The following is a 22,595-nucleotide window of genomic DNA, read 5'->3' on the forward strand; positions in this document are numbered from 1 at the left end:
TTCCCGGAATCTGCCCAATGTCCACACTGTTCAAGAGCTTCGATCTGCAGGGGCTGCCGCTGCGAAACCGCATCGTGATGGCGCCGATGACGCGTTCGCGCGCTCCCAGCACGGTGCCCGACGCGCTGACCGCCACCTATTACGGCCAGCGCGCGGGCGCCGGCCTGATCATCACCGAGGGCGCCCAGGTGTCCGAACAGGCCCGTGGGTACCTGTTCACGCCTGGCATGCACACCGCCGCCCAGGTGCAGGGCTGGGAGGCCGTGACCGCCGCCGTGCACGAGCTCGGTGGCGCGATCTTCGCCCAGCTCTGGCACGTGGGCCGGGTGGCGCACTGTTCGGTGCAGCCCTACGAGCGTGCGCCGGTGGCCCCGGTGGCAGTGGCGGCCAAGGACGTGAATGCTTTCGGTTACCGCGAAGACGGCACCCCGGGCCAGATGCCGGTGAGCACGCCGCGTGCGCTGCGGACCGATGAGATCCCCGGCATCGTCGCCGACTTCGTGGCCGCGGCACGCAACGCGATCGAGGCCGGATTCGACGGCGTCGAGATCCACGGTGCCAACGGCTACCTGTTCGAACAGTTCATCAATGCCGGCCTCAACACCCGCGATGACCGCTATGGCGGCGCCGATATCGACAACCGCCTGCGCCTGCTGCTGGAGACGGTGGATGCCGTCTCCGCGGCCATCGGCGCCAACCGGACCGGCGTGCGGGTGTCCCCGTTCAACCGCATCTTCGACATGCCCGCCTATGACGGCGAAGCGGATACCTGGATGGCACTGGCTCCGGAGCTGGAGCAGCGCAAGCTTGCCTACGTGCACCTGAGCAACCGCGGCAGCGTGCTGGCCAACGCGGGGCGCGATTTCCTGAAGGAGTTCCGTGCCGCCTGCGGAGGCACCTTCATCATTGCCGGCAACTACGACCGCGCCGGGGCCGAGGCCGACCTGCGCGACGGGTTTGGCGACCTGGTCGCCTTCGGCCGTCCGTTCATCTCCAACCCGGACCTGGTCGAGCGCCTGCGCAACGGCTGGCCACTGGCCGAAGCCGATGAAGGCAGCTTCTACGGCGGCGGGGCCGCGGGCTACACCGACTATCCGGCGTTCGAAGAGGAATCGGAAACGGCGTAGCGGAACACCCGGGCCGGTTTTATCCGACCGGCTCCGGGGTCTCTCCACCGACAGCCGGCCCACCTGCTTCGGCAATCGCAACCTCGATGTCGTGCGCGCTGATCGGCCCCAGGAACTGCCGGGCCACGCTGCCATCGGGCGCGATCAGGTAGGTCATGGGCAGCCCCCGGGGCGTATCGAAGTCCGCCGGCGGGTCGTAGACATCGATGATCGCGATCGGATAGGTCACCGGGTACTGATCGAGAAAACCGCGCAGCGCATCCTCTTCGATGTCCTCATAGGCCAGCCCGATCACCTCGATGTGCTCGCGCATGCTGGCCAGCGCCGAGAGTTCGGGCATTTCCTCGCGGCACGGCGCGCACCAGGTGGCCCAGAAATTCACCACCACCCACTTGCCGCGGTGGTCAGCCAGGTCGTACTGCGACCCGTCGAGGGCCTGCAACTGCAGCGTGGGCACCACGGGGGCGCGGCTTTCTTCCGGCTGCTCCTGAACGGTGGTCGCCGGCGCCTGCGCCGCGACGTCCGGCTCCACTGGCGGCGCAGCCTCACGCTGGCAGGCGGCCAGCAGGGTACAGATCAGGATCGTGCCGGCCAGCATCGCTGCCGGCGTGTAACGCTTGTTCATGTGTCCTCCTTGGGAAAGTCATACACGCTGCCGACCTTGCGCTTGAGGTGCTCGCGCAGCGGCAGGCGAAGCGCGTCCACTGCGGCTGCCGCGGCTGCGCCCAGCGCATCGTCGCGGCACGGCAGGCGCGCTTCGGAGATTGGCACGCGCAGCTGACAGGCTTCGTAAAGATCGGCCAGGCTCAGGTCATCCAGATCCCGGGCCAGCAGCCATTCACCGGTTTCGGCACGCATGACCAGGCCGATCTCCATCAGCTGCGCCAGCATCTGCTGCACCAGGCTGTCGGTCAGGCAGGGCTCCAGCGCCTGCAGCTCATCGCTGTGCAGCCCCTTGCCGTCCTTGCGGGCCTGGGCAAAGCGGCCCAGCAGGCGCAGCAGTCCGTAGATTTCATAACCTTCCGGCAGGCGCATCGCCGCCGGCTGGTAGCGGAATGCCGAGACCGAGGCGGCAAACGAGGCCCCCAGCAGCACCGACACCCACGCCATGTAGATCCACAACAGCAGGATCGGGAAGAACGCCAGCTGGCCATAGATGCGCTCATAGCCATCGAAACTGCCCAGATACGCCGCCATCAGGCGCTTGAGCAGCTCCAGCAGCACCGCAGCCAACAGCGCGCCGGCGAAGGCATGCCGCCATTTGACCGTGCGGTGCGGCACCACCCGGTAGATGGTGGCAAAGGCCAGCAGCTCGACCGCGAACGGCGCCAGTCCCACCAGGTTGCGCTGCAGCCAGGCACCCGACACGGTGCGGAACACATCCAGGGCAAACACGCTGGTCACTACGGCGATCGACGCACTGGCCACCAGCGCGCCCAGAGTCAGCACCGTCCAATACACCAGGAAGCGGGTGATCTGCGGCCGTGCCGCCTTCACCCGCCAGATCCGGTTGAAGCTGGTTTCCACGCCCTGCAGGGTGATCAGCACCGTCACCACCAGGGTGATCACGCCGACCGCGGTGAGCTGGCCGGTATTGGCCGAGAACTGCCACAGGTAGGTTTCCACCGCCTGCGCCGCGCTGGGGACGAAGTTGCTGAAGATGAACTGCTGCAGCACGGCGCTCCACTGCTCAAACACCGGAAACGCGGACAGCACGCCGAAGATCACGATCGACAGCGGCACCAGCGCCAGCACCGTGGTGAACGACAGCGCGCCGGCGGCTTCAAGCAGCCGGTCGTCGAAGAACCGCCGCCCCAGGAAGCGCACGAAGGAGCGCGCGCGTGCGCGGTCAGCCAGGCGGTCCTTCCAGCGGTACGTCGTTGATTCCATCGCAGCGAGATTACCCGAACACGGCAGCGCATCCGCTGGGCTGCTCCTGCCAATGTGCGCGGATGATCTATCCTTGCCGCTTTCAAAGGGCGGGAAGATGACCGAAATTCTGGTGCTCTACTACAGCCGCAACGGCGCGGTGGCACGACTGGCACGGCAGATCGCGCGCGGCGTCGAGGAGGTGGACGGCTGTCGTGCACGGCTGCGCACTGTCCCGCCGGTGGCGCCCGTCACCGTCACCGCCGAGCCGCCGGTGCCCGCCGAAGGGGCGCCTTTCGTGGAGGCAGCGGATTTTGACGAGTGCCAGGGCCTGCTGCTCGGCAGCCCCACCCGTTTCGGCAACATGGCTGCGCCGCTCAAACACTGCATCGATGGACTGGGCGCGCAGTGGGCCAGCGGCACCCTGGTGGACAAGCCCGCCGCGGTGTTCACTTCCTCGTCCACCATGCACGGCGGGCAGGAATCCACCCTGCTGTCGATGATGATCCCGCTGCTGCACCACGGCTGCGTGATCGTGGGCATCCCGTTCACCGAGCCGACGCTCAGCAGCACCCGCAGCGGCGGCACGCCCTACGGCGCCAGCCACGTGGCTGGTACGGGTGACGATGCGCGTATCAGCGATGATGAAGCCACCCTCGCCCGGACACTGGGCCGGCGCGTGGCAACGCTTGCGGCGAAGCTGGCGTCATGAATCCACGCACGCTGCGCATCGTCCACGCCGCCACCCTGATTGCCCTCGCCGGCCTGTTCGCCCTGTGGTACCTGGACCGCGGCCACATGGCCACGGCGCTGGTGGTCTTCATCGGCCCGCCGCTGCTGCTGGGCATCGGCGTGCTGGTCGGAAGCCGGCTGGCGGCGTTCTGGTCCGGCGTGGGCGGGCTGCTGTGGTTCAGTCACGGGGTGATGGAAGCCTGGAGCGCGCCGGCGGATCGCTGGCTGGCCCTCACCGAAATCCTGCTGGCGCTGGCGATCATCGTGCTGGCGAGCTGGCCGGGCCTGGCCGCCCGACGCAGGAAACGCTCCGGCTGACTCCGCGCTCAGAACGCTGATCGACGCGGCGGTCGATGCGCCGGCATCGGCGCGGGACGGATAGAATGCACGTTCTTTCCGCTGCCTGATTGCCCGAACGCCCTATGGAAGAACTGCTGATCGTCACCACCGGCGGCACCATCGACAAGGTGTATTTCGACGACAAGTCCGACTTCCAGGTGGGCGAACCCCAGATCGGGCAGATCCTGCAGGAGCTGGGCGTTGCGTTCCGCTTCCGGGTCATCCCGATCCTGCGCAAGGATTCACTGCACCTCAACGATGAGGACCGCGCGCTGATCCGCGCCACCATCGCCGCCCAGGCATCGCGGCACGTGCTGATCACCCACGGCACCGACTCGATGGTGGAAACAGCGCGGACGCTGGAAAGCCTGGTCGACAAGACCATCGTGCTCACCGGCGCGCTCAATCCGGCGCGGTACCGCGGCTCGGACGCCGAGTTCAACATCGGCACCGCCGTGGGCGCGGTGCAATCGCTCGCGCCCGGGGTCTATATCGCCATGAACGGCCGCATCTGGGATCCGCGCGGCGTGCGCAAGAACGTGGATGCCAACCGGTTCGAAGCGGCGGGCTGACCCGATCCTTCAGGGCAGGCTTTCAGCGCGGGCGCTGCGGCTGTGCCGGCAGCGCATGCATCATCGTCTCGGCTTCCACGTATTTGACCTCCGGGTCGCTGGCCAGGGCTTTCAGCAGCCGCTGCGCATCTCTGCGGTCCAGCGCCTGGGCGGTCATGAAAAGGTCGGCCCCCACCCCCAGCCGGCGCTGCCACTGCAGCTGTGGAAAAGGCCCATCCCCGCTTCCGGCCACGCTCCCGGGGTAGTTCGTACTTTCAAGCCTCGCCCGAGCCTGCTCCGGATCCCGACCCGGCGCGCTGTCCGGGTTGTACTTGACGATGAAACGCTGCCACGGCCCGTCGCCGTCCAGTTGCTGCATTGTCTGCACACCATCCTCCCGCGTTGCCATGCTCACACAAGCCGCTGCCAGCAGCATGCACGCAACCGTTGCCACCGCAAACCACCGGATCATCGCAATCCTCCTCATCGAAAATCAGACGGGCACCCCGACGCGTGCCGGGGTGCCCGTTGGTTGCAGCCGCGCTTGCGACGCGTTCGTCAGTCGTGACTGCCCGTCAACGTGAGCCCGGAGTATGCGCTGTAGCCCCGCACCAGCACGTGATACGTGCCACCGGCAGCGGTCGTGGAGGTACAGGACTCATTGTTGCCCGCCCGGTAGGGACGGCAGTCGTAGGTTGAGGTGGTCGGCTGCGCATTGCGGCGAACGTACAAATCGGCATCGCCGCTGCCGCCGCTGATGCCGATCACCATGTTCGGCGCGCCGGCCGGCACGGTGAAGGTGTACCTGCGCTCGCTGCTGGCCGCGCCGGACAGTCCTGAGACCGGCACACCGTTCTGCAGCTGGTTGCCGCCACCGCTTCCGCCAGCCTGGTAGCTGCCGGTGAGGGTGACTCCGGAGAACGCGGAATACCCGCGCAGCATGACGTGCCAGGTGCCCGCCTGCGGCGACGCAACGCTGCAGGTCTCGTTGTTGCCTGACTGGTACGGACGGCAGTCCCAGCTTGACGTGGTCGGCTGCGACCCGCGGCGGACGTAGAGGTCAACGTCGCCGGTGCCCCCTGTGGTGCGGATCTGCAGGTTGGTGGCGCCCGCCGGCACGGTGAGGGTCCAGTACTGCGTGCTTCCGGACCCGCCCGACACGCCGCTGACCGGGGCCCCGTTTTGCAGCTCGCCCGGACCGGGTCCTGGACCAGGGCCGGGATCACCTCCGCCCCCGCCCATGGCCGCTTGCACTGCGGCGTGGGCATCCACGATCCCGGCCCCGCATCCGCCGGAGCAGGATCCCGGCAGCGACCGGGCCGTCGATTTGAGGATCGATTCAACCTGCGCCGGGCTCAGCGGCGTGGGGGCCGCCGACTGCATCAGCGCCACCACGCCGGCCACGTGCGGCGCCGCCATCGAGGTGCCGTTGTAGGAAGCGTAGCTTTCCGAACCCGGCGTGGTGGTGCCGCTGTTGAGCGTGGACATGATGCCCACGCCCGGCGCCGAGACGTCGATGCCGGTGCCATAGTTGGAGAAGCTCGCGCGCGACCCGTTCTGGTCGGTGGCTGCCACGGCAACCACGTTGCCGCAGTTGGCCGGGGTGAAGCCGGACACGTTCATGTTGCTGTTGCCGGCGGCCACCACCACCGTGGTGCCGCGCGAGACCGCGCCGTTGATAGCGTTCTGGGTCGTGTTGCCGCAGCTGCCCTGCCCGCCCAGGCTGAGATTGATGACCTCGGCCGGATTCTGGTTGCCCGGAACGCCCGGGACCGAACCGCCGGAAGCCCAGATGATGCCGTCGGCGATATCGGATGTGTAACCGCCACCGCGCCCCAGCACCCGCACGTGGGACACCTTGGCGTTGAACGCGGTACCGGCCACGCCTACGCCGTTGTTGGTCAGCGCCGCCACGGTTCCCGCCACGTGGGTTCCGTGCCAGCTGGACGGGCTGCCACCGTAGTAATCACCCGGATCAGCAGGGTTTGAATCACGCCCGTTTCCATCCCCGCCCACCGTCGCGTCGCTGATCATGTCGTAGCCGGCAATGGTGTTGCCGTTGAGGTCGCTGTGACTGGTGCTGCCCGTATCCAGCACCGCCACCACCACGCCCGCCCCGGTGCTCAGGTCCCAGGCCTGGTTGGCGCGAATCCCCGCGCTGGCGCTGGAATAGCCCCACTGCTGGTTGTAACGGGGATCGTTGGGGGTCAGCGCGTGCTGCAACAGCTGATCGACTTCCACGTACTCCACACTGGGGTCCGTGGCGATCTGGCGCATCAGGACCTCCGCTTCCACCCGATCAAGTTTGCGCGGCGTGCGGATCACATCCGCCCCGGTCGCCATGCGGCGCAGATGCTCGACCTTCAGCTGGCCACCGCGGCGCGCACTGGCGGCAGCGGAATCGAGGGAATTTCGCAACGCTGCAGGATCGGCAAACTGGCGGCTGTCATCGCGGTACTTGACGATGAAACGGTCATGGCCGTCAGCAGACTGCAACCCGCTGAGCTGGACCCGTTCGGAGGCCGTCGCGGCGGCCAGCGGCGACAGGATGAGCGCCACCATGGCGGCAATCGCACGCGGACGCATGCGGTGATGGGAAGTGCTGGACATGTAGGAGTACCCCGGTTGCTGGACTGTGACGTCAGGAAGACGGACACGGAGCGAAGCGCGGATGGGGGTACAGCGGACTTGCTGGCCGCACAACGTCCCGACAGGTCGCGGGCCGAGGGTTGCGCCCGCTTGCTGACGCTATGCCCGGGCAGTCCCTGCCACAAGAGCAAAACAGTCGGTCAGCGCATGCCAACCATGACTTTCGTCACGGATCGGGAATCCGGGTTGAAAAATCAGTGACCCTGAGGGTCAGAACATGCCCGTTTGCAGGCGTGCGGCCTCGGACATCATGCTGGCATTCCACGGCGGGTCGAACACCAGATCCACGTCCGCCTCGGTCACGGTGGGGATCATCTCCAGCCGGTGGCGCACATCGTCAACGATCACATCGCCCATCCCGCAGCCCGGGGCGGTGAGGGTCATCTTGATCTCCACCAGACGCCCCCCATCCCCCACCGGCTCGACCTTCGCCTCGTACACCAGGCCCAGGTCCACGATGTTGATCGGGATCTCCGGATCAAAACAGGTGCGCAGCTGCTGCCATACCAGCTTCTCCACCTCGGTCTCGTCGGCGCCATCGGGCAGTTCGATCGGCGGAGGAACCTCCTTGCCGATCGCATCCGCGTCGCTACCGGCGATCCGGAACAGGTTGCCTTCGACAAACACGGTGTAGCTGCCGCCGAGGGCCTGGGTGATGTAGCCGACGCTGCCAGCAGGCAGGGTCACGGAATCGCCCTGGGGGACCAGGACGGCGGGGCAATCGCGCTCAAGGCGCACGGGTTCACTGGTTCGGGAATACATAGGCTGGTCAATGGGGGCAGTGCGGCGCACTCACAAGCTGCATTGTATCGCCGCTGCCCCGGGGCGGTATGCTGTCGCGCCCCCGGACCCCATGCGCCCATGACTTCCCGTCCCGCCGCGACGCCACTCTGGTTCACCCTGCTGTTTTTGCTGCTGGGCATCGCCGGCTGCGCGGCGCTGTGGGTGCTGGTGTCGATGGCCACGGGCAGCACGGTGAGCTGGATGGCGGTAGTCGCCGCCCTGGATGCCGCCCTGCTGCTGCGCCTGGTGCGTGTCCGCCCCGGGTTTTCGCGCGCCCTTTGGGGCGTGCTGGCCACCGCCGGCTGCATCGTGCTGTCGGTGTGGGTGGTAGTGGCCGGACTGCTGGGCCGGATGCTGGGACTTTCTCCATGGGAGGCCGCGCTGAAACTGGGCCCCCAGCATGCCTGGGTGCTGACCCAGACAACCCACGGCGCAGCCGAAATGGCCTGGCTGGCCGCGGGCCTGGTGATCGCCGCCGTGCTTTCGCGCTGAGCGGCGGCTGGTGGCGATTGGCAAGCGGCGGGCGTTCAGTGCCCGCCGTCGAGCGCCTTGAGCTCGCTGACCAGAGCGCTGGCCATGTCCGCGCCATCCCCGTAAAGCATGCGTGTGTTGTCGGCGTAGAACAGCGCATTCTCGATGCCCGCGAAGCCGGTGCCCTTGCCGCGCTTGATCACGATGGTGTTCTTCGAGTCCACCACGTCCAGGATCGGCATGCCGTAGATCGGGCTGGCCGGATCGGTCTTGGCCACCGGGTTGACCACGTCGTTGGCGCCGATCACCAGGCTCACGTCGGTGTTTTTGAACTCGGGGTTGATGTCGTCCATGTCCACGATCAGGTCGTAGGGCACCCCGGCTTCGGCCAGCAGCACGTTCATGTGCCCGGGCATGCGCCCGGCCACCGGGTGGATGGCGAACTTCACCTTCACCCCGCGCTCGATCAGCCGCTGGCTCAGCTCCCAGATCTTGTGCTGGGCCTGGGCCACGGCCATGCCATAGCCGGGCACGATCACCACACGCTCGGCGTAGGCCATCATCGCCGCCACGTCGCCGGCCTCGATCGGCTTCTGGCTGCCTTCAATCGCCTGCGCCTCGCCGCTGGCGCCGAAGTTGGAAAACAGCACGCTCTTGATTGAGCGGTTCATGGCCTTGGCCATCAGCCGCGTCAGCAGGATGCCGGCCGCGCCCACCATCATGCCGGCGATAATCAGCGCCTCGTTGCCCAGCACGTAGCCCTCGAACGCCACCGCCAGACCGGTCAGCGCGTTGTAGAGCGAAATCACCACCGGCATGTCGGCGCCGCCAATCGGCAGCGTCATCAGCACGCCCAAGGCCAGCGCGACCGCGAAGAAGGCGATGATCCACGGCACGCCGAGGGTCCACATCGCCAGTCCGCCCAGTACGATCGCGGCCACGAACACGCCCGCATTGAAGACCTGCATGCCGGGGAAGGCGTAGCGCTTGTCCATGCGCCCGTCGAGCTTGGCCCAGGCGATCAGCGAGCCGGACAGAGCCACGGCGCCGATCAGCGCACCGGTCACCGCCAGCAGCGGCACCACCACGCCAGGCGTAGCCCCTGCATCCGACCAGCGCAGCAGCTCCACCGCGCCGATCGCAGCCGCGGAGCCGCCACCCAGGCCGTTGTACAGGGCCACCATCTGCGGCATATCGGTGATCGCCACCTTCTTGCCCGAATACCAGGCCAGCGCGCCACCGACCGCGAGCGCCACCAGGATCAGGGCGATATTCTCCAGTCCGGGCAGCAGGAAGGTGGCCACCGTGGCGATCACCATGCCCAGACCGGCCCACTGGATGCCGCTGCGGGCAGTACGCGGCGACGCCATCCGCTGCAGGCCCAGGAGGAACAGCGTGGCAGCCACCAGATAGCTGACCTTGACCACCAGCGACAGCATTTCCGGCCCGGTCCAGCTCATGACCCGCTCCCCTTGCCGCCAGCACCGGGCTTGCTGCTCTTGAACATCTCCAGCATCCGCTCGGTGACCACATAGCCGCCGGCGGCGTTGCCCGCCCCCATCACCACCGCAACGAAACCGATGATTTTTTCCACCGTCGTATCCGCGTGACCCAGCACCACCATTGCGCCGATCAGCACCGCCCCGTGGATGAAGTTGGACCCGGACATCAGCGGCGTATGCAGGATCACCGGCACCCGCGAAATGATCACGTGGCCGGCGATTGCCGCCAGCATGAAGATGTACAGCGCCACGAACCCATCGCCCATGCCCTACTCCCTGCCCGGAACCCTGAGGTTGAACCGCATCATAACCACACATCAATTACATACCAGCCGGTCAACCGCAGCCGCATCCACGCGTTGTCAGTGGCAGACCCCGACAAGCAAGGTGCACCAGGCAACCGCATGGACGGCAATTCCGCCAGGCAAATTGAATACCCCGGCACGGCTACGGCGCGCCCGGCCCCGCGCCGCAGCGGTAAGCTGGGCCTGGTGAGCAAACCAGACCCCAGCGTCGAGCCGCGCATGCCTGCCCAGTCCAGGCCCGCCCAAGCCAGGGAAGAAACCCTGGAGGCGTTCTTCGCCGGCGTGCGCGCCCGTGCGTTCCGCTTTGCCGAGATCGGCCTGCGCAGCCGCGACGATGCCCTGGATGCCGTGCAGGACGCGATGACCCGGATGCTGGGCTATCGCGAACGGCCCGCGGAGGAGTGGCCCACCCTGTTCTGGACCATCCTGCGCAGCCGGATCATCGACATCCAGCGCCGGCGCACGTTCCGCCTCGGCTGGATGACCAGCTCCGAGGACCGGGAAATCGAGGGCCCCGAGTGGGCCGACGACGCCCCCGACCCCTCACGGGCGCACGACAGCCGCGAGGCCTGGGCGCAACTGGTTGAAGCGCTGCGCGCACTGCCGCGCAGGCAGCGCGAAGCCTTCACCCTGCGCGTGCTGGAAGAGCTGGACGGGGCCACCACCGCACGGGTGATGGGCTGCAGCGAGGGCTCGGTAAAAACGCACCTGTCGCGTGCGCGCGGCGCACTGCAAAAGAAACTGGAGGAGTTCCAATGAGCGGCGACACCCACAATTCGCAGCGTGTTGACCAGATTGCCCGGTCGCTGCACGCCAGTGCCGTGGCCCACGTACCGGCACAGACACTGGCCCGGCTGCGCCCGCGCCCACAGTCGGCACCCGCCCGCCCCACCTGGCTGGCCCGGCCCGCTGGCTGGGGACTGGCAACCGCCTGCGCGGCGATGTTTGTATTCGCAGCTGGCCTGTACGTGCTGGTGTCCCCGGATGCCCTCGATCCCCAGCCGTTCCCGGTTGAAACCATGGCCGATTCAGGCGCGCCCGCTGCGGCGCCCGCCTTCGACCCCTACGACGATCCCCTGAGCACGTTCGACGAGGATCCCGACCTGTTTGTCTGGCTGGCCTCTGATGCCCAGCCGGTCGCGATGGAGTAGACACATGCGAATCCCAACACTTGCCGCTGCCCCCACGCTTGCGATGGCGCTCGCCCTGGGGCTGGCCGGACTCGCCGGACCGGCCCAGGCGCAGACCTCGCAGGAGCTCCCCGAATGGGACCAGCTGACCAGCCAGCAGCGCGAAGCACTGATCACCACCGTACGCGACCGCTGGAATGACGCCCCCGCGCAGCGCGCGCGCATGCTCCGCCACGCCGAGCGCTGGCAGCAGATGTCACCGGAAGAACGCCAGCGCGCCCACCACGGCATGAAGCGCTGGCGCGACATGAGCCCGGAAAGTCGCGAGGAGGCCCGCGCCCTCTACCAGCGGATGCGCACGATGCCCGAAGCCGAGCGCCGCGCCTTGCACGAGCGGTGGAAGGACATGACCCCCGACCAGCGCCGCGAGTGGCTCGAACAGAACCCGCCGCGCCGCTGACTCTCCAGACGCCTCTACGGCTCGGTTCGCGGGGGCCAGACGGTCCTGGCCAGCAGCTCGTCTTCCCAGTCGAACGCAAGCGCGCCGTCCGCGATCAGCAGCTGGACGAAGTTGAACACGTTGCGCGCGTACATTTCGCTGGCGTGCTGGGCGCCCTCGCTGGCGAGGTTCAAAGGCCCGGCAATCGTCACTCCGTCGTGTACGAAGGTGTCACCCGGACGGGTGAGTTCGCAGTTGCCACCGGATTCGGCCGCCAGGTCCATCACCACCGTGCCCGGCTTCATGCCCTGGACCATGTGCGCGGTGATGATCTTCGGTGCCGGCCGTCCCGGCACCGCGGCCGTGCACACGATCACGTCGATATTCTTCAGGTGTTCGCCCAGACGCCGCTGCTGTTCCGCGCTCTCCTCATCGGTGAGCTGGCGCGCGTAGCCGCCTTCGCCCGCGGCGCTTACACCCAGGTCGAGGAAGCGCCCGCCAAGCGATTCGATCTGCTCGCGGGTTTCCGGCCGCACGTCGAAGCCTTCCACCTGTGCCCCCAGCCGGCGGGCGGTGGCGATCGCCTGCAGGCCGGCCACGCCGGCGCCGATCACCAGCACCTTTGAGGGTCGTATGGTGCCGGCGGCGGTGGTCAGCATCGGGAAAAACCGGGGAGCCAGCCAGGCTGCAGCCAGTACCGCCTTGTAGCCGGCCATGCCGGCCTGTGAGCTGAGCACGTCCATGGCCTGGGCCCGCGTTGTCCGCGGCAGGCGTTCAAGCGGGAAAGCAAGAATTCCGCGCGCGACCAGCGCCTCTCCGCGCGCCGGATCAGCCTGCGGCTGCAAGATGCCTACCAGCACCGCGCCCTGCTTCAGGCCCGCGATCGCGCCCGCCGCAGGGGGCTGTACGCAGAGCACCAGATCGGCATCGGTCACCGCATCGCGGGTTGAGTCCACCAGGGTGGCGCCGGCATCGGCGTACGCCTGATCGGGAAAGTGGGCGCCTGCACCGGCACCCCGCTCCACCAGCAGTCGCGCACCGGTGGTGGCGAGCTTGCGGCAGGTTTCCGGGGTCAGTGCTACGCGCCGCTCCCCCTGTGCGGTCTCACGCGCGACACCAATGGTCAGCGTCATCGTTCGCCTCCGTTTCCCAGATCGGACATCCTAGCGCGAATCATTCCGTCGCCGGGCCGGTCAGGGTCGTCTCGATGCGCTGCAGCGCAGCCTCCACCGCATCTTCGGGAGGACGCGCCAGCAGCCGCCCATCGATGAGCATTGCCGCCAAATCCTGCGGTGACAGCAGCAGCTCGCGGGTGCCCTGCGCTCCCACCAGCAGGCTGGTGCCGCTGAGCGGGCTGCGCCAGGCCAGTCGCAGCGCACGAACCGGCTCGCCCGCTTCCATCTGCACCAGGATCCTGCCCGGTTCCAGCCCTTCCAGCCCGTCCAGCCCGGCAGGCAGCGCGAGATGGCTGTCCACCCCGCCCGGCTCGGCAAGTGGCTCGGCAAGCTGCTCAAAAGGGTGCACCCGGCGGGGCGCGTCCGGGCTGGCGAGCTCCCTCACCAGCGTCGCCACCTGCGATCCGGCACCCGCCGGCTCCTGACCCAAAGCGGCATAGCAGTCGTGCAGGCGCGGCTGCAGCTCGATCAGGCGCGTGGCCACCTGCGCCCCATGACCCTGTGCCGCGTCTGCATCGAGCCGCACCAGCGCATCACCCAGCGCCAGCGCAGTGTCATGGCGCTCCGAGTCCGGGCCGGCACGCAGCCAGGCCTGCACCAGCGACGGGCGCCAGTACTCGTCCAGGAACGCCGCCACGGCTGGCAGCAGCGGCCGTTCGTGCAGGCGTGAGGCCAGTTCACGGTCGGCCGCACGCCGCGCCGCCTGCAGACGTTCCCCGCCCTCGATTGCCTGCCAGGCCCTGCGTTCGCTGACCGCGGCCCGTCTGCGCAGCGGCTCCAGCGCACGCTCGAGCCGGGCCAACGCCCCGACAAAAATGGCGTCGTCACCTTGATATCCGTCGACCACTTCCCGTGCCGCGTCGTCAGCCAGGCCGTGCAGTTCGGCGTCATGCGGCCCGGTACGGCGATTGCCGTCCCACAGCTCCACCAGCACCGATAGCAGTCGTATCGCGGGCAGCTGCGAGGCCTGTTCGAACAATCCCGGCTCAGCCAGCGCCAGGCGCAGGTAAGGCAGCGACAGCCGGGCCAGCCATTCCAGGGCACTGGATGACAGGTGGTGGTTTGCGGCCAACTGATCAAACAGCATGCCGATCAGGTCAACCGCGTCGTCCTGCTCGACCGAAGGCCGCGCGCTGGCGCTGTCGATTCCCAGACTCCTGGCCATGCGGTCCAGGTCGTTTCGCATCAGCCGCCCGTACCCGGTGTGCGCGACCATAGGCGGCACCGGCTCGCCCTGCGACAGGGAAAGCACGGCCAGAAACTCCTCCGCCCGCAGACTGCGCACGCCAGGCACCCGCTCACCGCGCGCATCCCGCCGGGAGCGGACACGGTGTCGCAGGATGTTGCCCCGCAATGCGTCGCTCCGGCTCTGCGAAGCCGGGGCGAGCGCTCTGTCCTCGCCCCAGCCCCGCGCCGCATCGCCCCTGCGCGCGCTGACCATGGTTGCGGCAAGCGTGGCGTAATCGCTGACCCCGGCCAGCGCGCATCCCGCATCGGCCAGCTGGCGATTGCACCAGCCGTAGACCCCCACCAGGCTTTCGCCTGCCAGTCGCTCAAAGTGGCGCAACAGCGCGCCGCGCAGGCGCGGACCGCAATCGGCCGGAGTGAAGGTGTAGAGGAAGCTGTCAACAAGGTGCTGCGGCGAAAACGGGTTGGCAGGGCGCACCTTGCCCCCCATTTCAGCCGCCAGCGACCACAGCCGCCGGTCAATGGTGTCAAGCACATCGGCGTGGCGCCGCTCCAGGGCCTCGATCGTCGGATGCCCGATCAGCTGTGCCTGCAGCTCGTCATCCGACACCAGGCTGAACGCGTCGTGCACCTCCACCCGGGGCGGTTCCGGCCATTTCGCAAACGCGCGGTGGAAGTAGGTCTTCCAGCGCCGCTCGTAGGCGAGGATCTGACCGGCAATAATGTTCAGATTGGCAATGTCTTCCGCGCCGTCCTGCGGAACCTCTTCAGCGCGCATCTGTCGTAGCAGCGCAGCCTTCTCCGCCTCGAGACAGTCGGTAAGCAGCGGCAACAACTGCGCCGCCACCCCGGCTTCGAGCGCCTCCACCAGCGCGGCGTAGCGGATGCCGGCGCCATCATCACGCCTGTCCAGACCGAACTGCCCCTTCTGCATGACGTCCCTTTCCACCAATCCACTCTCCTGACCGCTCACCGAACACACCAGTTCGTGACAGAGGTCGCAGTTTAACGTGGAGAATGCGGAACGCGATCAGTCGTCGTTGACCGCCCGCAGCGGCGGAGCGGGCGGCTGGTTCAGGCGCTGCCAGAGCTGCTTCATCGCCTCGTCGAAGGGAGCGTCCACCGAGCGCACCACGACCCTGCCATTGCCGACCAGCGCGGCGAGCTCTTCCGGCGACACGACCATCTGCCTGACGCCGCGGCGGTTGACGATCAGAAAGCGTGACGTGAGCGGACTGATCCAGGCAATCCGCGCGGCCGATTCACGGCCGTGGCGATCGACCAGCCGCAGGCCCTGGCCCACCCGCAAGCGGCGCATGCGCGCGGCGATGGCGGGGTCATGTTTGAGGCTGTCCAGTCCGCCGGCCAGGCGCAAGGGAATCCCGGCCTCCTCGTCAGCGGTTTCGTCCAGGGCGTCACCGTGCGGCTGGTGGACGGAACGCGCGGTGTCGGGCATGGCCAGCGCGGAAATGATCCGCGCCACGGCGTCACGGGCGGCGTTGGCATCAAGGCCACAGCTGGTGTAGCACTCGCCCAGCGGAGCCTGCAGGGCCAGCAGCTGATCGGCAACAGCCGAGCCGCGCACCTGCGCCGCGTCGGCATCCACCTGCACCATCGCATCTCCCAGGCCGATCGCACGGCGATGCCGCTCTGAATCCGGCCCGTCGCGCAGCCAGGTCTGGGTGAGGTAGTGGCGCCAGTGTTCGTCGATGAAATGGGCAATGGGCTGGGTCAGCGGCCGCTGGGCCAGACGCGAGGCCACCAGGCTGTCGGCATTGGTGCGTGCAGCCTGCAGCCGTTCGCGACCGTGGATAGCCTCGGCCACGCGTTTTTCCGCCACGCCCGAGCGGCGACGCTGCTGATCCAGCTGGTCGCGCAGCTCGCTGGCAGCCAGTTCGAAGATCGCCTGGTCGTCCTGGTATTCCTCCACCACCCGGTCCACGGCGTGCTCGGCACGATCCAGGGTTTCCCGGTCCTGCGGGCTTTGCCCGGTGTTGCCGTCGCAGGCCTCGGTCAGCGCATCCAGCAGGCGCCGGGCGGGATGGCTGCGACGGTTGAACATGGAATCATCGGTCAGCGCGACCTTCACGTACGGCACCACCAGACGCCCGTACATCGACTGGGCACGGCGCAGCAGGTCGTTGGCGTCGCACAGCGACTGGAAAAGAATGCCGACCAAGTCGATCGCATCCTCCTCGTCGGCGGCAAAGCGCGTCGTCGAAGGATCGAACCCCAGCTGGCGCACGCCTCCCAGGATCTCGGTGCGGATCACATCGGCCAGCGCGCGCTGGTCTTCTCCGGCAAGCACCTTTGCGTAGGGAGCAGGGTCCTCTCCCTGCAGCAGCGAGGCGACGCTGAGCATGTCCTCGGTGTCCAGCACCTGGCCCGCGGCTTCGGCAGCGGCCTCGGCCACCGCCCCGGCGTCCTCGGCCACGCTGGCGCCGTCATCGGCCGGCACCGCATGCAGGCCGCCGCTGGCACGCCATGCACGCAGCTGTTCACGGACGATATCGCGGTAGCGCAGCGGCTGTCCGTCACCCGGAACATCCCCGTGCAACCGTGCGCCCGTCCCCGCGGAAAAACCACCGACGCTGGCCCCGGCAGGCCTTTCACCGGCCTGCCTTTCACCCGTCTGCTCCACTCCGGCCTGCCCACTTCCGCCCTGCCCCGTGATGGGATCCACCACCCCACCGTCCGGCACCCAGGCGTCAGCGGCCTCGGCAACCCGGGATGAAGATCCGGCATCACGCCCGCGGCCGGAGGAATAGCCGCGCCGTGCAGCACCCGCGCCCTGACCGCCGTATTCCGCCTCGGCCAGGGTGCGGTTGGCCATCACGTAGACCTCGCCAAGGACCTTGGGCAGGCGCTTGTCGAATTGCTGGAACACCATCGTGCGCAGACCCGGGGTCAGGTCGTCCTCGTCAAACAGATCGACGAAAGACGACACCGCCACTTCCGGGCGCAGCGGATTGCGCGGCTGCCCTTCGATACCGATGCTGGCGGCCAGCGCCTCCAGCCTTTCATCCAGCTGGGCCAGCGGATGAAGAAACTGGTGTTCCAGCAGCTCCACGATCTGCTGCCCGGCCAGATAGGTCTCCAGCTCACCCTCGGACATCAGCTCCAGATTTTCGGGCCGCTCGGGCTCGGCGGAGGGCTCACGCCAGAACTCGAACGACTCCTCGATCGATTCGCGATACCGGTTGGCCAGCTCCAGCGCCCGGTGGCTGAGCGCGAGCACGGCCACGCGATCTTCCTGCGCGGCGCTGAAGTTGTGCCCGGCCAGCGCCGCCAGCCGCGCCTGCTCCTCGATCGTGCTCCAGAATCCGGACAGCACGCCGACCAGTTCGGTGACGGCCTCACGTTTCAGACGCTCGAGAATGCGCTCCGCATCCCGGCTTCCGGAAGGCGCAGTGCGAGGGGACGGTCTTTCGGCGATGTCGTCTCTGGACGGCATTCGGGTCACAATCAGGGGGGAGCGGCACGGACTGCGTGCCACACATGTATACCATCCTGAATGAACAACGACGAGTCTGTGAACCCCATTCCAGATGCCGCCGATCAGCGACGCTCGCTGCTTTTGAACCGGCGCTCCACCCCCGCACGCCAGCTTTCCGAACCAGCTCCGGATTCGGCCACCCTGATGAAGATGCTGTCGTCCGCGAGCCGGGTCCCCGACCATGGCAGGCGGGAGCCGTTCCGCTTCATCGCCATTGAAGGCCAGGCCCGCCAGGCACTGGGCGAGGAGCTGGCCAGGATCACCCTTGCCGCAGACCCCGATGCCACGCCGGCCGCGATTGAAAAGGACCAGCAGCGCTTCACCCACGCGCCTCTGGTGGTGGCAGTGGTGGCGGTGCTCGACGAGGAAGACACCCGCATCCCGGAACAGGAGCGCCTGCTCACTGCCGGCTGCGTGTGCTTCTCGCTGCTGCTGGCGGCCCAGGCGGAAGGCTTTGGTGCCCAGTGGCTGACCGGCTGGCCCGCATATGACAGGAACGTGGCCAACCGGCTGGGGCTATCGGAGCAGGAGCGGATTGCCGGTTTCATCCATATCGGCACTCCCACCCACGCAGCTCCCGAGCGCGAACGGCCGGACACGGCCGCGCTGCTCACCACCTGGCAACCGTGACGACGGAGCTCAGCACCCGTCCGCCACTGCACCTGGTGGATGCCAGCCTGTACGTATTCCGGGCCTGGCATTCCATGCCGGACGAATTCCAGGACGCCGACGGCTGGCCTACCAATGCCGTCCACGGGTTTGCCCGCTTCCTGCTGGAACTGCTGGAGCGTGAGCGCCCACGGCACATCGTGATCGCATTCGACGACGCTCTGAACGGCTGCTTCCGCAACACCCTCTATCCGCCCTACAAGGCCAACCGGCCGCCGACGCCGGACACGCTCAAGCGCCAGTTCGCCTACTGCCGGGCGCTGTGCATGGTGCTGGGCCTGAACGTGCTGGGCCACGGCGAGTACGAGGCCGACGACCTGATCGGCAGCGCCCTGCACCAGGGTCGAGGACTTGGCCATCGTGGCGTGATCGTATCGGCGGACAAGGACTTGTCCCAGCTGCTGCAGCTCGGAGACCAGCAGTGGGACTTCGCCCGCGGAATGCGCTGGGGACCCGATGGCGTGCATGCCCGCCACGGCGTAACCCCCGACCAGATCACCGACTACCTGGCCCTGTGCGGCGACAGCGTTGACAACATCCCCGGAGTGCCGGGCGTGGGCGCACGCACGGCGGCGGCCCTGCTCGCCCACTTCGGCAGCCTGGATGCCCTGCTCGAACGGACCGACGAGGTGCCATTCCTGCGCCTGCGCGGCGCGGCGCGCGTGGCCGCCTCGCTGCGCGCGCACCGCGAAGAAGTCCTGCTGTACCGGCAGCTGACCACCATTGCCTGCGATGTACCGCTGGGCGAGAGTGCCGCCCCGTTCCCACGCGGAGAGGCCGAAGCCGACGCGCTTTGGGCCCTGTGCGATGCCATGGATTTCGGCCCGCTCACCCGGCGCCGCCTGCACGAAGCTGCGAACCTGCCATTCACCCCTGCCGCGGACGCATATCGATGAACAACTCCCCTGCTGAAGACATCAAACTGCTTCACGAAGGCAAGTGGCTGCGCCTGGTCAAGCGCGGCCGCTGGGAATGGTGCGAACGCACCCACAGCGCCCTTGGCCTGGCCGTGCAGGTCATTGCCGTCACTCCCGACGATCGGGTGCTGTTTGTGGAGCAGTACCGCGAAGCACTCGGCGCAAGCGCGATCGAGATGCCGGCAGGCCTGGTGGGCGATGACGATGACAACGACACCATCGAAGCGGCCGCCCGGCGCGAGCTGATCGAGGAAACCGGCTGGGAGCCGGGCCACGTCGAGGTGCTGGTGGGCGGCCCCACCAGCGCCGGCATGAGCAACGAGCGCATCGTGATGGTCCGCGCCCGGGATCTGCGCCAGGTCGGCGCCGGCGGCGGCGTGGGTGGGGAAAACATCATCGTGCATGCCATCCCACGCGCCGACGCCCCCGCCTGGCTGATGCAAAAGCACGCCGAAGGCTACGCGCTGGATCTCAAGCTGTGGGCCGGCCTGTGGATGATCGACCGCAACCCGGATGGCAGTCCCGCCTGAGCGGCGGGTTTGCCGGCTTCGCCCGCCTACTCGGCGAAGCGGTCGGTGGCCTGCACCAGCGCGTCGGTATTTTCCGGCTCGAATGCCGAATGTCCGGACGCCGGGGTGATCACCAGCTCGGCCTTCGGCCACGCCTTGTGCAGATCCCAGGCATTGTTGACCGGGCACACCACGTCGTAGCGGCCGTGCACGATGACGCCGGGGATATCCACCATCCGGTACACGTCGCGCAGGATCTGGCCATCCACTTCGAAGAATCCGCGGTTGTGGAAGTAGTGGTTCTCGATGCGGGCAAAGGCCAGCGCGAAAGCGGGGTCGCCGTGGCCGCTGACGAACTCCGGATCCTGATGCAGGAATGAGGTCGAAGCCTCCCACACGCTCCAGGCCTGCGCGGCATCCAGCCGGGTGGCTTCATCGTCACTGGTCAGGCGGCGATTGTAGGCGGCGATAAAGTCGTCGCGCTCGTCTGCGGGAATCGCGGCCTCGTACTGCTCCCAGGCTTCCGGAAACAGCCGCGAAGCGCCCTGCTGATAGAACCACTCCACTTCCCAGCGGCGCAGCATGAAGATGCCGCGCAGCACCAGCTCGCGCACCCGGCGCGGATGCTGCTGGGCATAGGCCAGCGCCAGGGTCGATCCCCAGGAGCCGCCAAACACCTGCCAGGTATCAATTCCCAGGTGCTCGCGCAGTTTTTCGATATCGTCCACCAGGTGCCAGGTGGTGTTGTCGATCAGCTCCGCATTGGGGGTGGAGCGCCCGGCCCCACGCTGGTCGAACAGCACGATCCGGTACCGGGCCGGATCATGGAAGCGGCGCATTTTGGCGCCGGCACCGCTGCCCGGCCCGCCGTGCAGCAACACCACCGGCTTGCCCTTGGGATTGCCACACTGCTCGTAATAAAGCGCATGACGCCCGTCAACCTGCAGCATGCCGCTGTCATAGGGCTCGATCTCCGGATACAGCGTGCGCATTCGGCGCCTCTCCACGGTCTTTTCCAACCGCAAAGTCTAACAGCGGCTCAACTCCCTTCCGCCGTTACAGGCCGCCGACCCAGGGTCACGCGGTCCCGATTTTCCAGATCGCGCCCGGTCTGCACGGCTTCCAGTCCTGCGCCGGTGAACAGCGCGCGCACGGCCTCGCCCTGCTCCAGGCCGTGTTCGACCAGCAGCCATCCTCCGGGCACCAGGTGCCCGGGGGCGCCGGCCACGATGATCCGCAGCGCGTCCAGCCCGTCACGGCCCGAAGCCAGGGCTGCAGGTGGCTCAAAGCGCAGGTCGCCGCGATCCAGGTGGACATCCCCGGCAGCGATGTACGGGGGATTGGAGGCAATCAGATCGAACTGCTGGCCAGATACGGGCGCGAACCAGTCGCCCTGGGCGAAAGCGACGTTGGCCAACCCATGCTCCCGCGCATTCGCCTTCGCCACCGCCAGCGCGTCGGCGCTTTGATCGGTGGCCAATACCTGCGCCTGCGGCCGCTCGCTGGCCAGGGCCAGGGCAATCGCGCCGCTGCCGGTGCCCAGGTCGAGCACCCGGGACGGCAATTGGGTCGGCAGCCGCTCAAGCGCCAGCTCCACCAGACGTTCGGTGTCCGGGCGCGGGATAAGGGTGTCGGGGCTGACTGCCAGGTCCAGGGTCCAGAAGCCCCGCCGGCCGGTCAGGTAGGCCACAGGTTCGCCCGCCTCGCGCCGCTCCACCAGCGCCTGGAAGCTGGCGACAGCCTCATCGTCCAGCGGCCTGTCTCCATGCGCGTACAGCCATGACACCGGGCGCTGCATCACATGTGCCAGCAGATGCATCGCGTCCTCGGGCGCAACGCGGGCGCGCGCGTCGCGCAGCAGCTCATCCGGACGCGTGGGGTTCATTCCGTTCATTGGTCGATGCTAGGGCGACGGCCACAACGCGTCCATCCATCACTGCAGGAAAGCCTTGAACACAGGCCTTGAACGCAGCCCTCAGACACTCCCGGGTCGAACTGGCTTGATAGGCAAGGCCTATTGTGTATATAATATCAATCGATTTCCCATATCGATTCACCCCGCCTATCATTCTCCCTGTCGCCGGCATCGCCCGGCCGCTCTCCCCCCTCTCCAACCCCAGAAACGAGGAATACATGTCCCTGATCAACACTGAAGTCCAGCCGTTCAAGACCACCGCCTTCCGCAATGGCGAGTTCATCGAAGTCACCGACGCCGACCTGAAGGGTCAGTGGTCGGTCCTGATTTTCATGCCGGCCGCCTTTACCTTCAACTGCCCGACCGAAGTCGAAGACGCCGCCGAAAGCTACGAAGAGTTCAAGAAGGCCGGTGCCGAGGTCTACATCGTCACCACCGACACCCACTTCTCGCACAAGGTGTGGCACGAGACCTCCGACGCGGTGGGCAAGGCCCAGTTCCCGCTGGTCGGCGACCCGACCCACCAGCTGACCCGCGCTTTCGGCGTGCACCTGGATGACGAAGGCCTGGCCCTGCGCGGCACCTTCGTGATCAACCCGGAAGGCGTGATCAAGACGATGGAAGTGCACGACAACGCCATCGCCCGTGACGTCACCGAGACCCTGCGCAAGCTCAAGGCTGCCCAGTACGTCGCCGCCAACCCGAACGAGGTCTGCCCGGCCAAGTGGAAGGAAGGCGAGAAGACCCTGAAGCCGTCGCTGGACCTGGTCGGCAAGATCTAAGTCCTGCTTCAGCAGGTTTGATCTGACAGGCTTGACCTGATCCACCT

General features: G+C 67.5%; 24 protein-coding genes and 1 pseudogene. 12 read left to right on the forward strand and 13 right to left on the reverse strand.

What is annotated here, in order from left to right:
* The first annotated feature begins 17 nt into the window (after window positions 1–17).
* The gene (locus WCE59_RS12880; RefSeq protein WP_343259178.1) at window positions 18–1,127 is read left to right on the forward strand and encodes an alkene reductase; all 1,110 of its coding nucleotides are present in this window, start codon (window positions 18–20) and stop codon (window positions 1,125–1,127) included.
* Window positions 1,128–1,146: 19 nt separating this feature from the next.
* Here the strand turns inward: WCE59_RS12880 and WCE59_RS12885 are convergent, their stop codons facing one another.
* Together WCE59_RS12885 and WCE59_RS12890 are read right to left on the reverse strand one after the other, a co-directional pair.
* Window positions 1,147–1,725 (reverse strand): redoxin domain-containing protein, encoded by a 579-nt coding sequence (locus WCE59_RS12885; protein ID WP_449284170.1) that lies wholly within the window; start codon window positions 1,723–1,725, stop codon window positions 1,147–1,149.
* Window positions 1,726–1,748: 23 nt separating this feature from the next.
* Window positions 1,749–3,017, reverse strand: a complete 1,269-nt coding sequence (locus tag WCE59_RS12890; protein ID WP_343259179.1) for a YihY family inner membrane protein — start codon at window positions 3,015–3,017, stop codon at window positions 1,749–1,751.
* 97 nt (window positions 3,018–3,114) lie between these two features.
* Here WCE59_RS12890 and wrbA point away from each other — a divergent pair, with 97 nt between their 5' ends.
* From wrbA to WCE59_RS12905, 3 genes are all read left to right on the forward strand, one after another.
* Complete coding sequence (gene wrbA, locus WCE59_RS12895) at window positions 3,115–3,708, forward strand: NAD(P)H:quinone oxidoreductase (protein ID WP_343259180.1); 594 nt, start codon at window positions 3,115–3,117, stop codon at window positions 3,706–3,708.
* Window positions 3,705–4,046: a DUF2069 domain-containing protein gene (locus WCE59_RS12900; RefSeq protein ID WP_343259181.1), complete on the forward strand. Its 342-nt coding sequence runs from the start codon at window positions 3,705–3,707 to the stop codon at window positions 4,044–4,046. The genes wrbA and WCE59_RS12900 overlap by 4 nt, the downstream gene beginning before the upstream one ends.
* A gap of 104 nt (window positions 4,047–4,150) precedes the next feature.
* Complete coding sequence (locus WCE59_RS12905; protein ID WP_343259225.1) at window positions 4,151–4,639, forward strand: asparaginase domain-containing protein; 489 nt, start codon at window positions 4,151–4,153, stop codon at window positions 4,637–4,639.
* Window positions 4,640–4,661: 22 nt separating this feature from the next.
* Here WCE59_RS12905 and WCE59_RS12910 read toward each other — a convergent pair whose 3' ends face one another.
* From WCE59_RS12910 to sufT, 4 genes and pseudogenes are all read right to left on the reverse strand, one after another.
* Complete coding sequence (locus WCE59_RS12910) at window positions 4,662–4,997, reverse strand: hypothetical protein (RefSeq protein WP_343259182.1); 336 nt, start codon at window positions 4,995–4,997, stop codon at window positions 4,662–4,664.
* Window positions 4,998–5,176: 179 nt separating this feature from the next.
* Window positions 5,177–5,467, reverse strand: coding sequence for a PPC domain-containing protein (locus tag WCE59_RS12915; protein WP_343259226.1), 291 nt, complete (start codon window positions 5,465–5,467; stop codon window positions 5,177–5,179).
* 42 nt (window positions 5,468–5,509) lie between these two features.
* A pseudogene (locus WCE59_RS12920) lies at window positions 5,510–7,228 on the reverse strand (S8 family peptidase); the annotation flags it as partial.
* 249 nt (window positions 7,229–7,477) lie between these two features.
* Entirely contained in the window at window positions 7,478–8,029 is a 552-nt protein-coding gene (gene sufT / locus WCE59_RS12925) for a putative Fe-S cluster assembly protein SufT (RefSeq protein WP_343259183.1), read from the reverse strand.
* A 99-nt stretch (window positions 8,030–8,128) separates the two neighbouring features.
* On the opposite strand from sufT, the gene WCE59_RS12930 reads away from it, so the two are divergent.
* The gene (locus WCE59_RS12930; protein WP_343259184.1) at window positions 8,129–8,542 is read left to right on the forward strand and encodes a hypothetical protein; all 414 of its coding nucleotides are present in this window, start codon (window positions 8,129–8,131) and stop codon (window positions 8,540–8,542) included.
* 35 nt (window positions 8,543–8,577) lie between these two features.
* On the opposite strand, the gene WCE59_RS12935 is transcribed toward WCE59_RS12930, so the two are convergent.
* Window positions 8,578–9,981: an NAD(P)(+) transhydrogenase (Re/Si-specific) subunit beta gene (locus WCE59_RS12935; protein WP_343259185.1), complete on the reverse strand. Its 1,404-nt coding sequence runs from the start codon at window positions 9,979–9,981 to the stop codon at window positions 8,578–8,580.
* Window positions 9,978–10,289, reverse strand: coding sequence for an NAD(P) transhydrogenase subunit alpha (locus WCE59_RS12940; protein WP_343259186.1), 312 nt, complete (start codon window positions 10,287–10,289; stop codon window positions 9,978–9,980). Before WCE59_RS12940 ends, WCE59_RS12935 begins: the two co-directional genes overlap by 4 nt.
* Before the next feature lie 258 nt (window positions 10,290–10,547).
* On the opposite strand from WCE59_RS12940, the gene WCE59_RS12945 reads away from it, so the two are divergent.
* The 3 genes from WCE59_RS12945 to WCE59_RS12955 are packed head-to-tail and all read left to right on the forward strand — an operon-like array spanning window position 10,548 to window position 11,918.
* On the forward strand, window positions 10,548–11,087 hold the full coding sequence (locus tag WCE59_RS12945; protein ID WP_343259227.1) for an RNA polymerase sigma factor: 540 nt from the start codon (window positions 10,548–10,550) through the stop codon (window positions 11,085–11,087).
* Window positions 11,084–11,479, forward strand: coding sequence for a hypothetical protein (locus WCE59_RS12950; protein WP_343259187.1), 396 nt, complete (start codon window positions 11,084–11,086; stop codon window positions 11,477–11,479). The genes WCE59_RS12945 and WCE59_RS12950 overlap by 4 nt, the downstream gene beginning before the upstream one ends.
* A 4-nt stretch (window positions 11,480–11,483) precedes the next feature.
* Complete coding sequence (locus tag WCE59_RS12955; RefSeq protein WP_343259188.1) at window positions 11,484–11,918, forward strand: DUF3106 domain-containing protein; 435 nt, start codon at window positions 11,484–11,486, stop codon at window positions 11,916–11,918.
* A gap of 14 nt (window positions 11,919–11,932) precedes the next feature.
* Here the strand turns inward: WCE59_RS12955 and WCE59_RS12960 are convergent, their stop codons facing one another.
* The 3 genes from WCE59_RS12960 to WCE59_RS12970 form a co-directional block, all read right to left on the reverse strand.
* Entirely contained in the window at window positions 11,933–13,030 is a 1,098-nt protein-coding gene (locus tag WCE59_RS12960) for an NAD(P) transhydrogenase subunit alpha (RefSeq protein ID WP_343259189.1), read from the reverse strand.
* Window positions 13,031–13,070: 40 nt separating this feature from the next.
* Complete coding sequence (locus WCE59_RS12965; protein ID WP_343259190.1) at window positions 13,071–15,194, reverse strand: DUF1631 family protein; 2,124 nt, start codon at window positions 15,192–15,194, stop codon at window positions 13,071–13,073.
* A gap of 96 nt (window positions 15,195–15,290) precedes the next feature.
* The gene (locus tag WCE59_RS12970; RefSeq protein ID WP_343259191.1) at window positions 15,291–17,714 is read right to left on the reverse strand and encodes a DUF1631 family protein; all 2,424 of its coding nucleotides are present in this window, start codon (window positions 17,712–17,714) and stop codon (window positions 15,291–15,293) included.
* A gap of 60 nt (window positions 17,715–17,774) precedes the next feature.
* Here WCE59_RS12970 and WCE59_RS12975 point away from each other — a divergent pair, with 60 nt between their 5' ends.
* The 3 genes from WCE59_RS12975 to WCE59_RS12985 are packed head-to-tail and all read left to right on the forward strand — an operon-like array spanning window position 17,775 to window position 19,872.
* Window positions 17,775–18,386 (forward strand): nitroreductase family protein, encoded by a 612-nt coding sequence (locus WCE59_RS12975; RefSeq protein ID WP_343259192.1) that lies wholly within the window; start codon window positions 17,775–17,777, stop codon window positions 18,384–18,386.
* Window positions 18,374–19,321, forward strand: coding sequence for a 5'-3' exonuclease (locus tag WCE59_RS12980; protein WP_343259228.1), 948 nt, complete (start codon window positions 18,374–18,376; stop codon window positions 19,319–19,321). Before WCE59_RS12975 ends, WCE59_RS12980 begins: the two co-directional genes overlap by 13 nt.
* Complete coding sequence (locus WCE59_RS12985; RefSeq protein WP_343259193.1) at window positions 19,318–19,872, forward strand: NUDIX hydrolase; 555 nt, start codon at window positions 19,318–19,320, stop codon at window positions 19,870–19,872. The genes WCE59_RS12980 and WCE59_RS12985 overlap by 4 nt, the downstream gene beginning before the upstream one ends.
* Before the next feature lie 26 nt (window positions 19,873–19,898).
* Here the strand turns inward: WCE59_RS12985 and pip are convergent, their stop codons facing one another.
* Window positions 19,899–20,843 carry a prolyl aminopeptidase gene (gene pip / locus WCE59_RS12990; protein ID WP_343259194.1) on the reverse strand — a complete coding sequence of 315 codons (945 nt, stop codon included), beginning with the start codon at window positions 20,841–20,843 and terminating at the stop codon, window positions 19,899–19,901.
* A gap of 47 nt (window positions 20,844–20,890) precedes the next feature.
* Window positions 20,891–21,736 (reverse strand): peptide chain release factor N(5)-glutamine methyltransferase, encoded by an 846-nt coding sequence (gene prmC / locus WCE59_RS12995; protein WP_343259229.1) that lies wholly within the window; start codon window positions 21,734–21,736, stop codon window positions 20,891–20,893.
* Window positions 21,737–21,984: 248 nt separating this feature from the next.
* Between prmC and ahpC the strand changes: the two genes are divergently transcribed.
* Complete coding sequence (ahpC, locus tag WCE59_RS13000) at window positions 21,985–22,548, forward strand: alkyl hydroperoxide reductase subunit C (RefSeq protein WP_343259195.1); 564 nt, start codon at window positions 21,985–21,987, stop codon at window positions 22,546–22,548.
* Window positions 22,549–22,595 lie beyond the last annotated feature (47 nt).

Source organism: Luteimonas qiangzhengi (assembly GCF_039548515.1).
In the GTDB taxonomy this organism is placed as follows: Bacteria; Pseudomonadota; Gammaproteobacteria; order Xanthomonadales; family Xanthomonadaceae; genus Luteimonas.

Coding starts and splice junctions, on each gene's coding strand:
- WCE59_RS12880 (WP_343259178.1), top strand. CDS start 18: ATGTCCACACTGTTCAAGAGCTTCGATCTGCAGGGGCTGCCGCTGCGA.
- WCE59_RS12885 (WP_449284170.1), bottom strand. CDS start 1,725: ATGCTGGCCGGCACGATCCTGATCTGTACCCTGCTGGCCGCCTGCCAG.
- WCE59_RS12890 (WP_343259179.1), bottom strand. CDS start 3,017: ATGGAATCAACGACGTACCGCTGGAAGGACCGCCTGGCTGACCGCGCA.
- wrbA (WP_343259180.1), top strand. CDS start 3,115: ATGACCGAAATTCTGGTGCTCTACTACAGCCGCAACGGCGCGGTGGCA.
- WCE59_RS12900 (WP_343259181.1), top strand. CDS start 3,705: ATGAATCCACGCACGCTGCGCATCGTCCACGCCGCCACCCTGATTGCC.
- WCE59_RS12905 (WP_343259225.1), top strand. CDS start 4,151: ATGGAAGAACTGCTGATCGTCACCACCGGCGGCACCATCGACAAGGTG.
- WCE59_RS12910 (WP_343259182.1), bottom strand. CDS start 4,997: ATGCAGCAACTGGACGGCGACGGGCCGTGGCAGCGTTTCATCGTCAAG.
- sufT (WP_343259183.1), bottom strand. CDS start 8,029: ATGTATTCCCGAACCAGTGAACCCGTGCGCCTTGAGCGCGATTGCCCC.
- WCE59_RS12930 (WP_343259184.1), top strand. CDS start 8,129: ATGACTTCCCGTCCCGCCGCGACGCCACTCTGGTTCACCCTGCTGTTT.
- WCE59_RS12935 (WP_343259185.1), bottom strand. CDS start 9,981: ATGAGCTGGACCGGGCCGGAAATGCTGTCGCTGGTGGTCAAGGTCAGC.
- WCE59_RS12940 (WP_343259186.1), bottom strand. CDS start 10,289: ATGGGCGATGGGTTCGTGGCGCTGTACATCTTCATGCTGGCGGCAATC.
- WCE59_RS12945 (WP_343259227.1), top strand. CDS start 10,548: ATGCCTGCCCAGTCCAGGCCCGCCCAAGCCAGGGAAGAAACCCTGGAG.
- WCE59_RS12950 (WP_343259187.1), top strand. CDS start 11,084: ATGAGCGGCGACACCCACAATTCGCAGCGTGTTGACCAGATTGCCCGG.
- WCE59_RS12955 (WP_343259188.1), top strand. CDS start 11,484: ATGCGAATCCCAACACTTGCCGCTGCCCCCACGCTTGCGATGGCGCTC.
- WCE59_RS12960 (WP_343259189.1), bottom strand. CDS start 13,030: ATGACGCTGACCATTGGTGTCGCGCGTGAGACCGCACAGGGGGAGCGG.
- WCE59_RS12965 (WP_343259190.1), bottom strand. CDS start 15,194: ATGCAGAAGGGGCAGTTCGGTCTGGACAGGCGTGATGATGGCGCCGGC.
- WCE59_RS12970 (WP_343259191.1), bottom strand. CDS start 17,714: ATGCCGTCCAGAGACGACATCGCCGAAAGACCGTCCCCTCGCACTGCG.
- WCE59_RS12975 (WP_343259192.1), top strand. CDS start 17,775: ATGAACAACGACGAGTCTGTGAACCCCATTCCAGATGCCGCCGATCAG.
- WCE59_RS12985 (WP_343259193.1), top strand. CDS start 19,318: ATGAACAACTCCCCTGCTGAAGACATCAAACTGCTTCACGAAGGCAAG.
- pip (WP_343259194.1), bottom strand. CDS start 20,843: ATGCGCACGCTGTATCCGGAGATCGAGCCCTATGACAGCGGCATGCTG.
- prmC (WP_343259229.1), bottom strand. CDS start 21,736: ATGAACCCCACGCGTCCGGATGAGCTGCTGCGCGACGCGCGCGCCCGC.
- ahpC (WP_343259195.1), top strand. CDS start 21,985: ATGTCCCTGATCAACACTGAAGTCCAGCCGTTCAAGACCACCGCCTTC.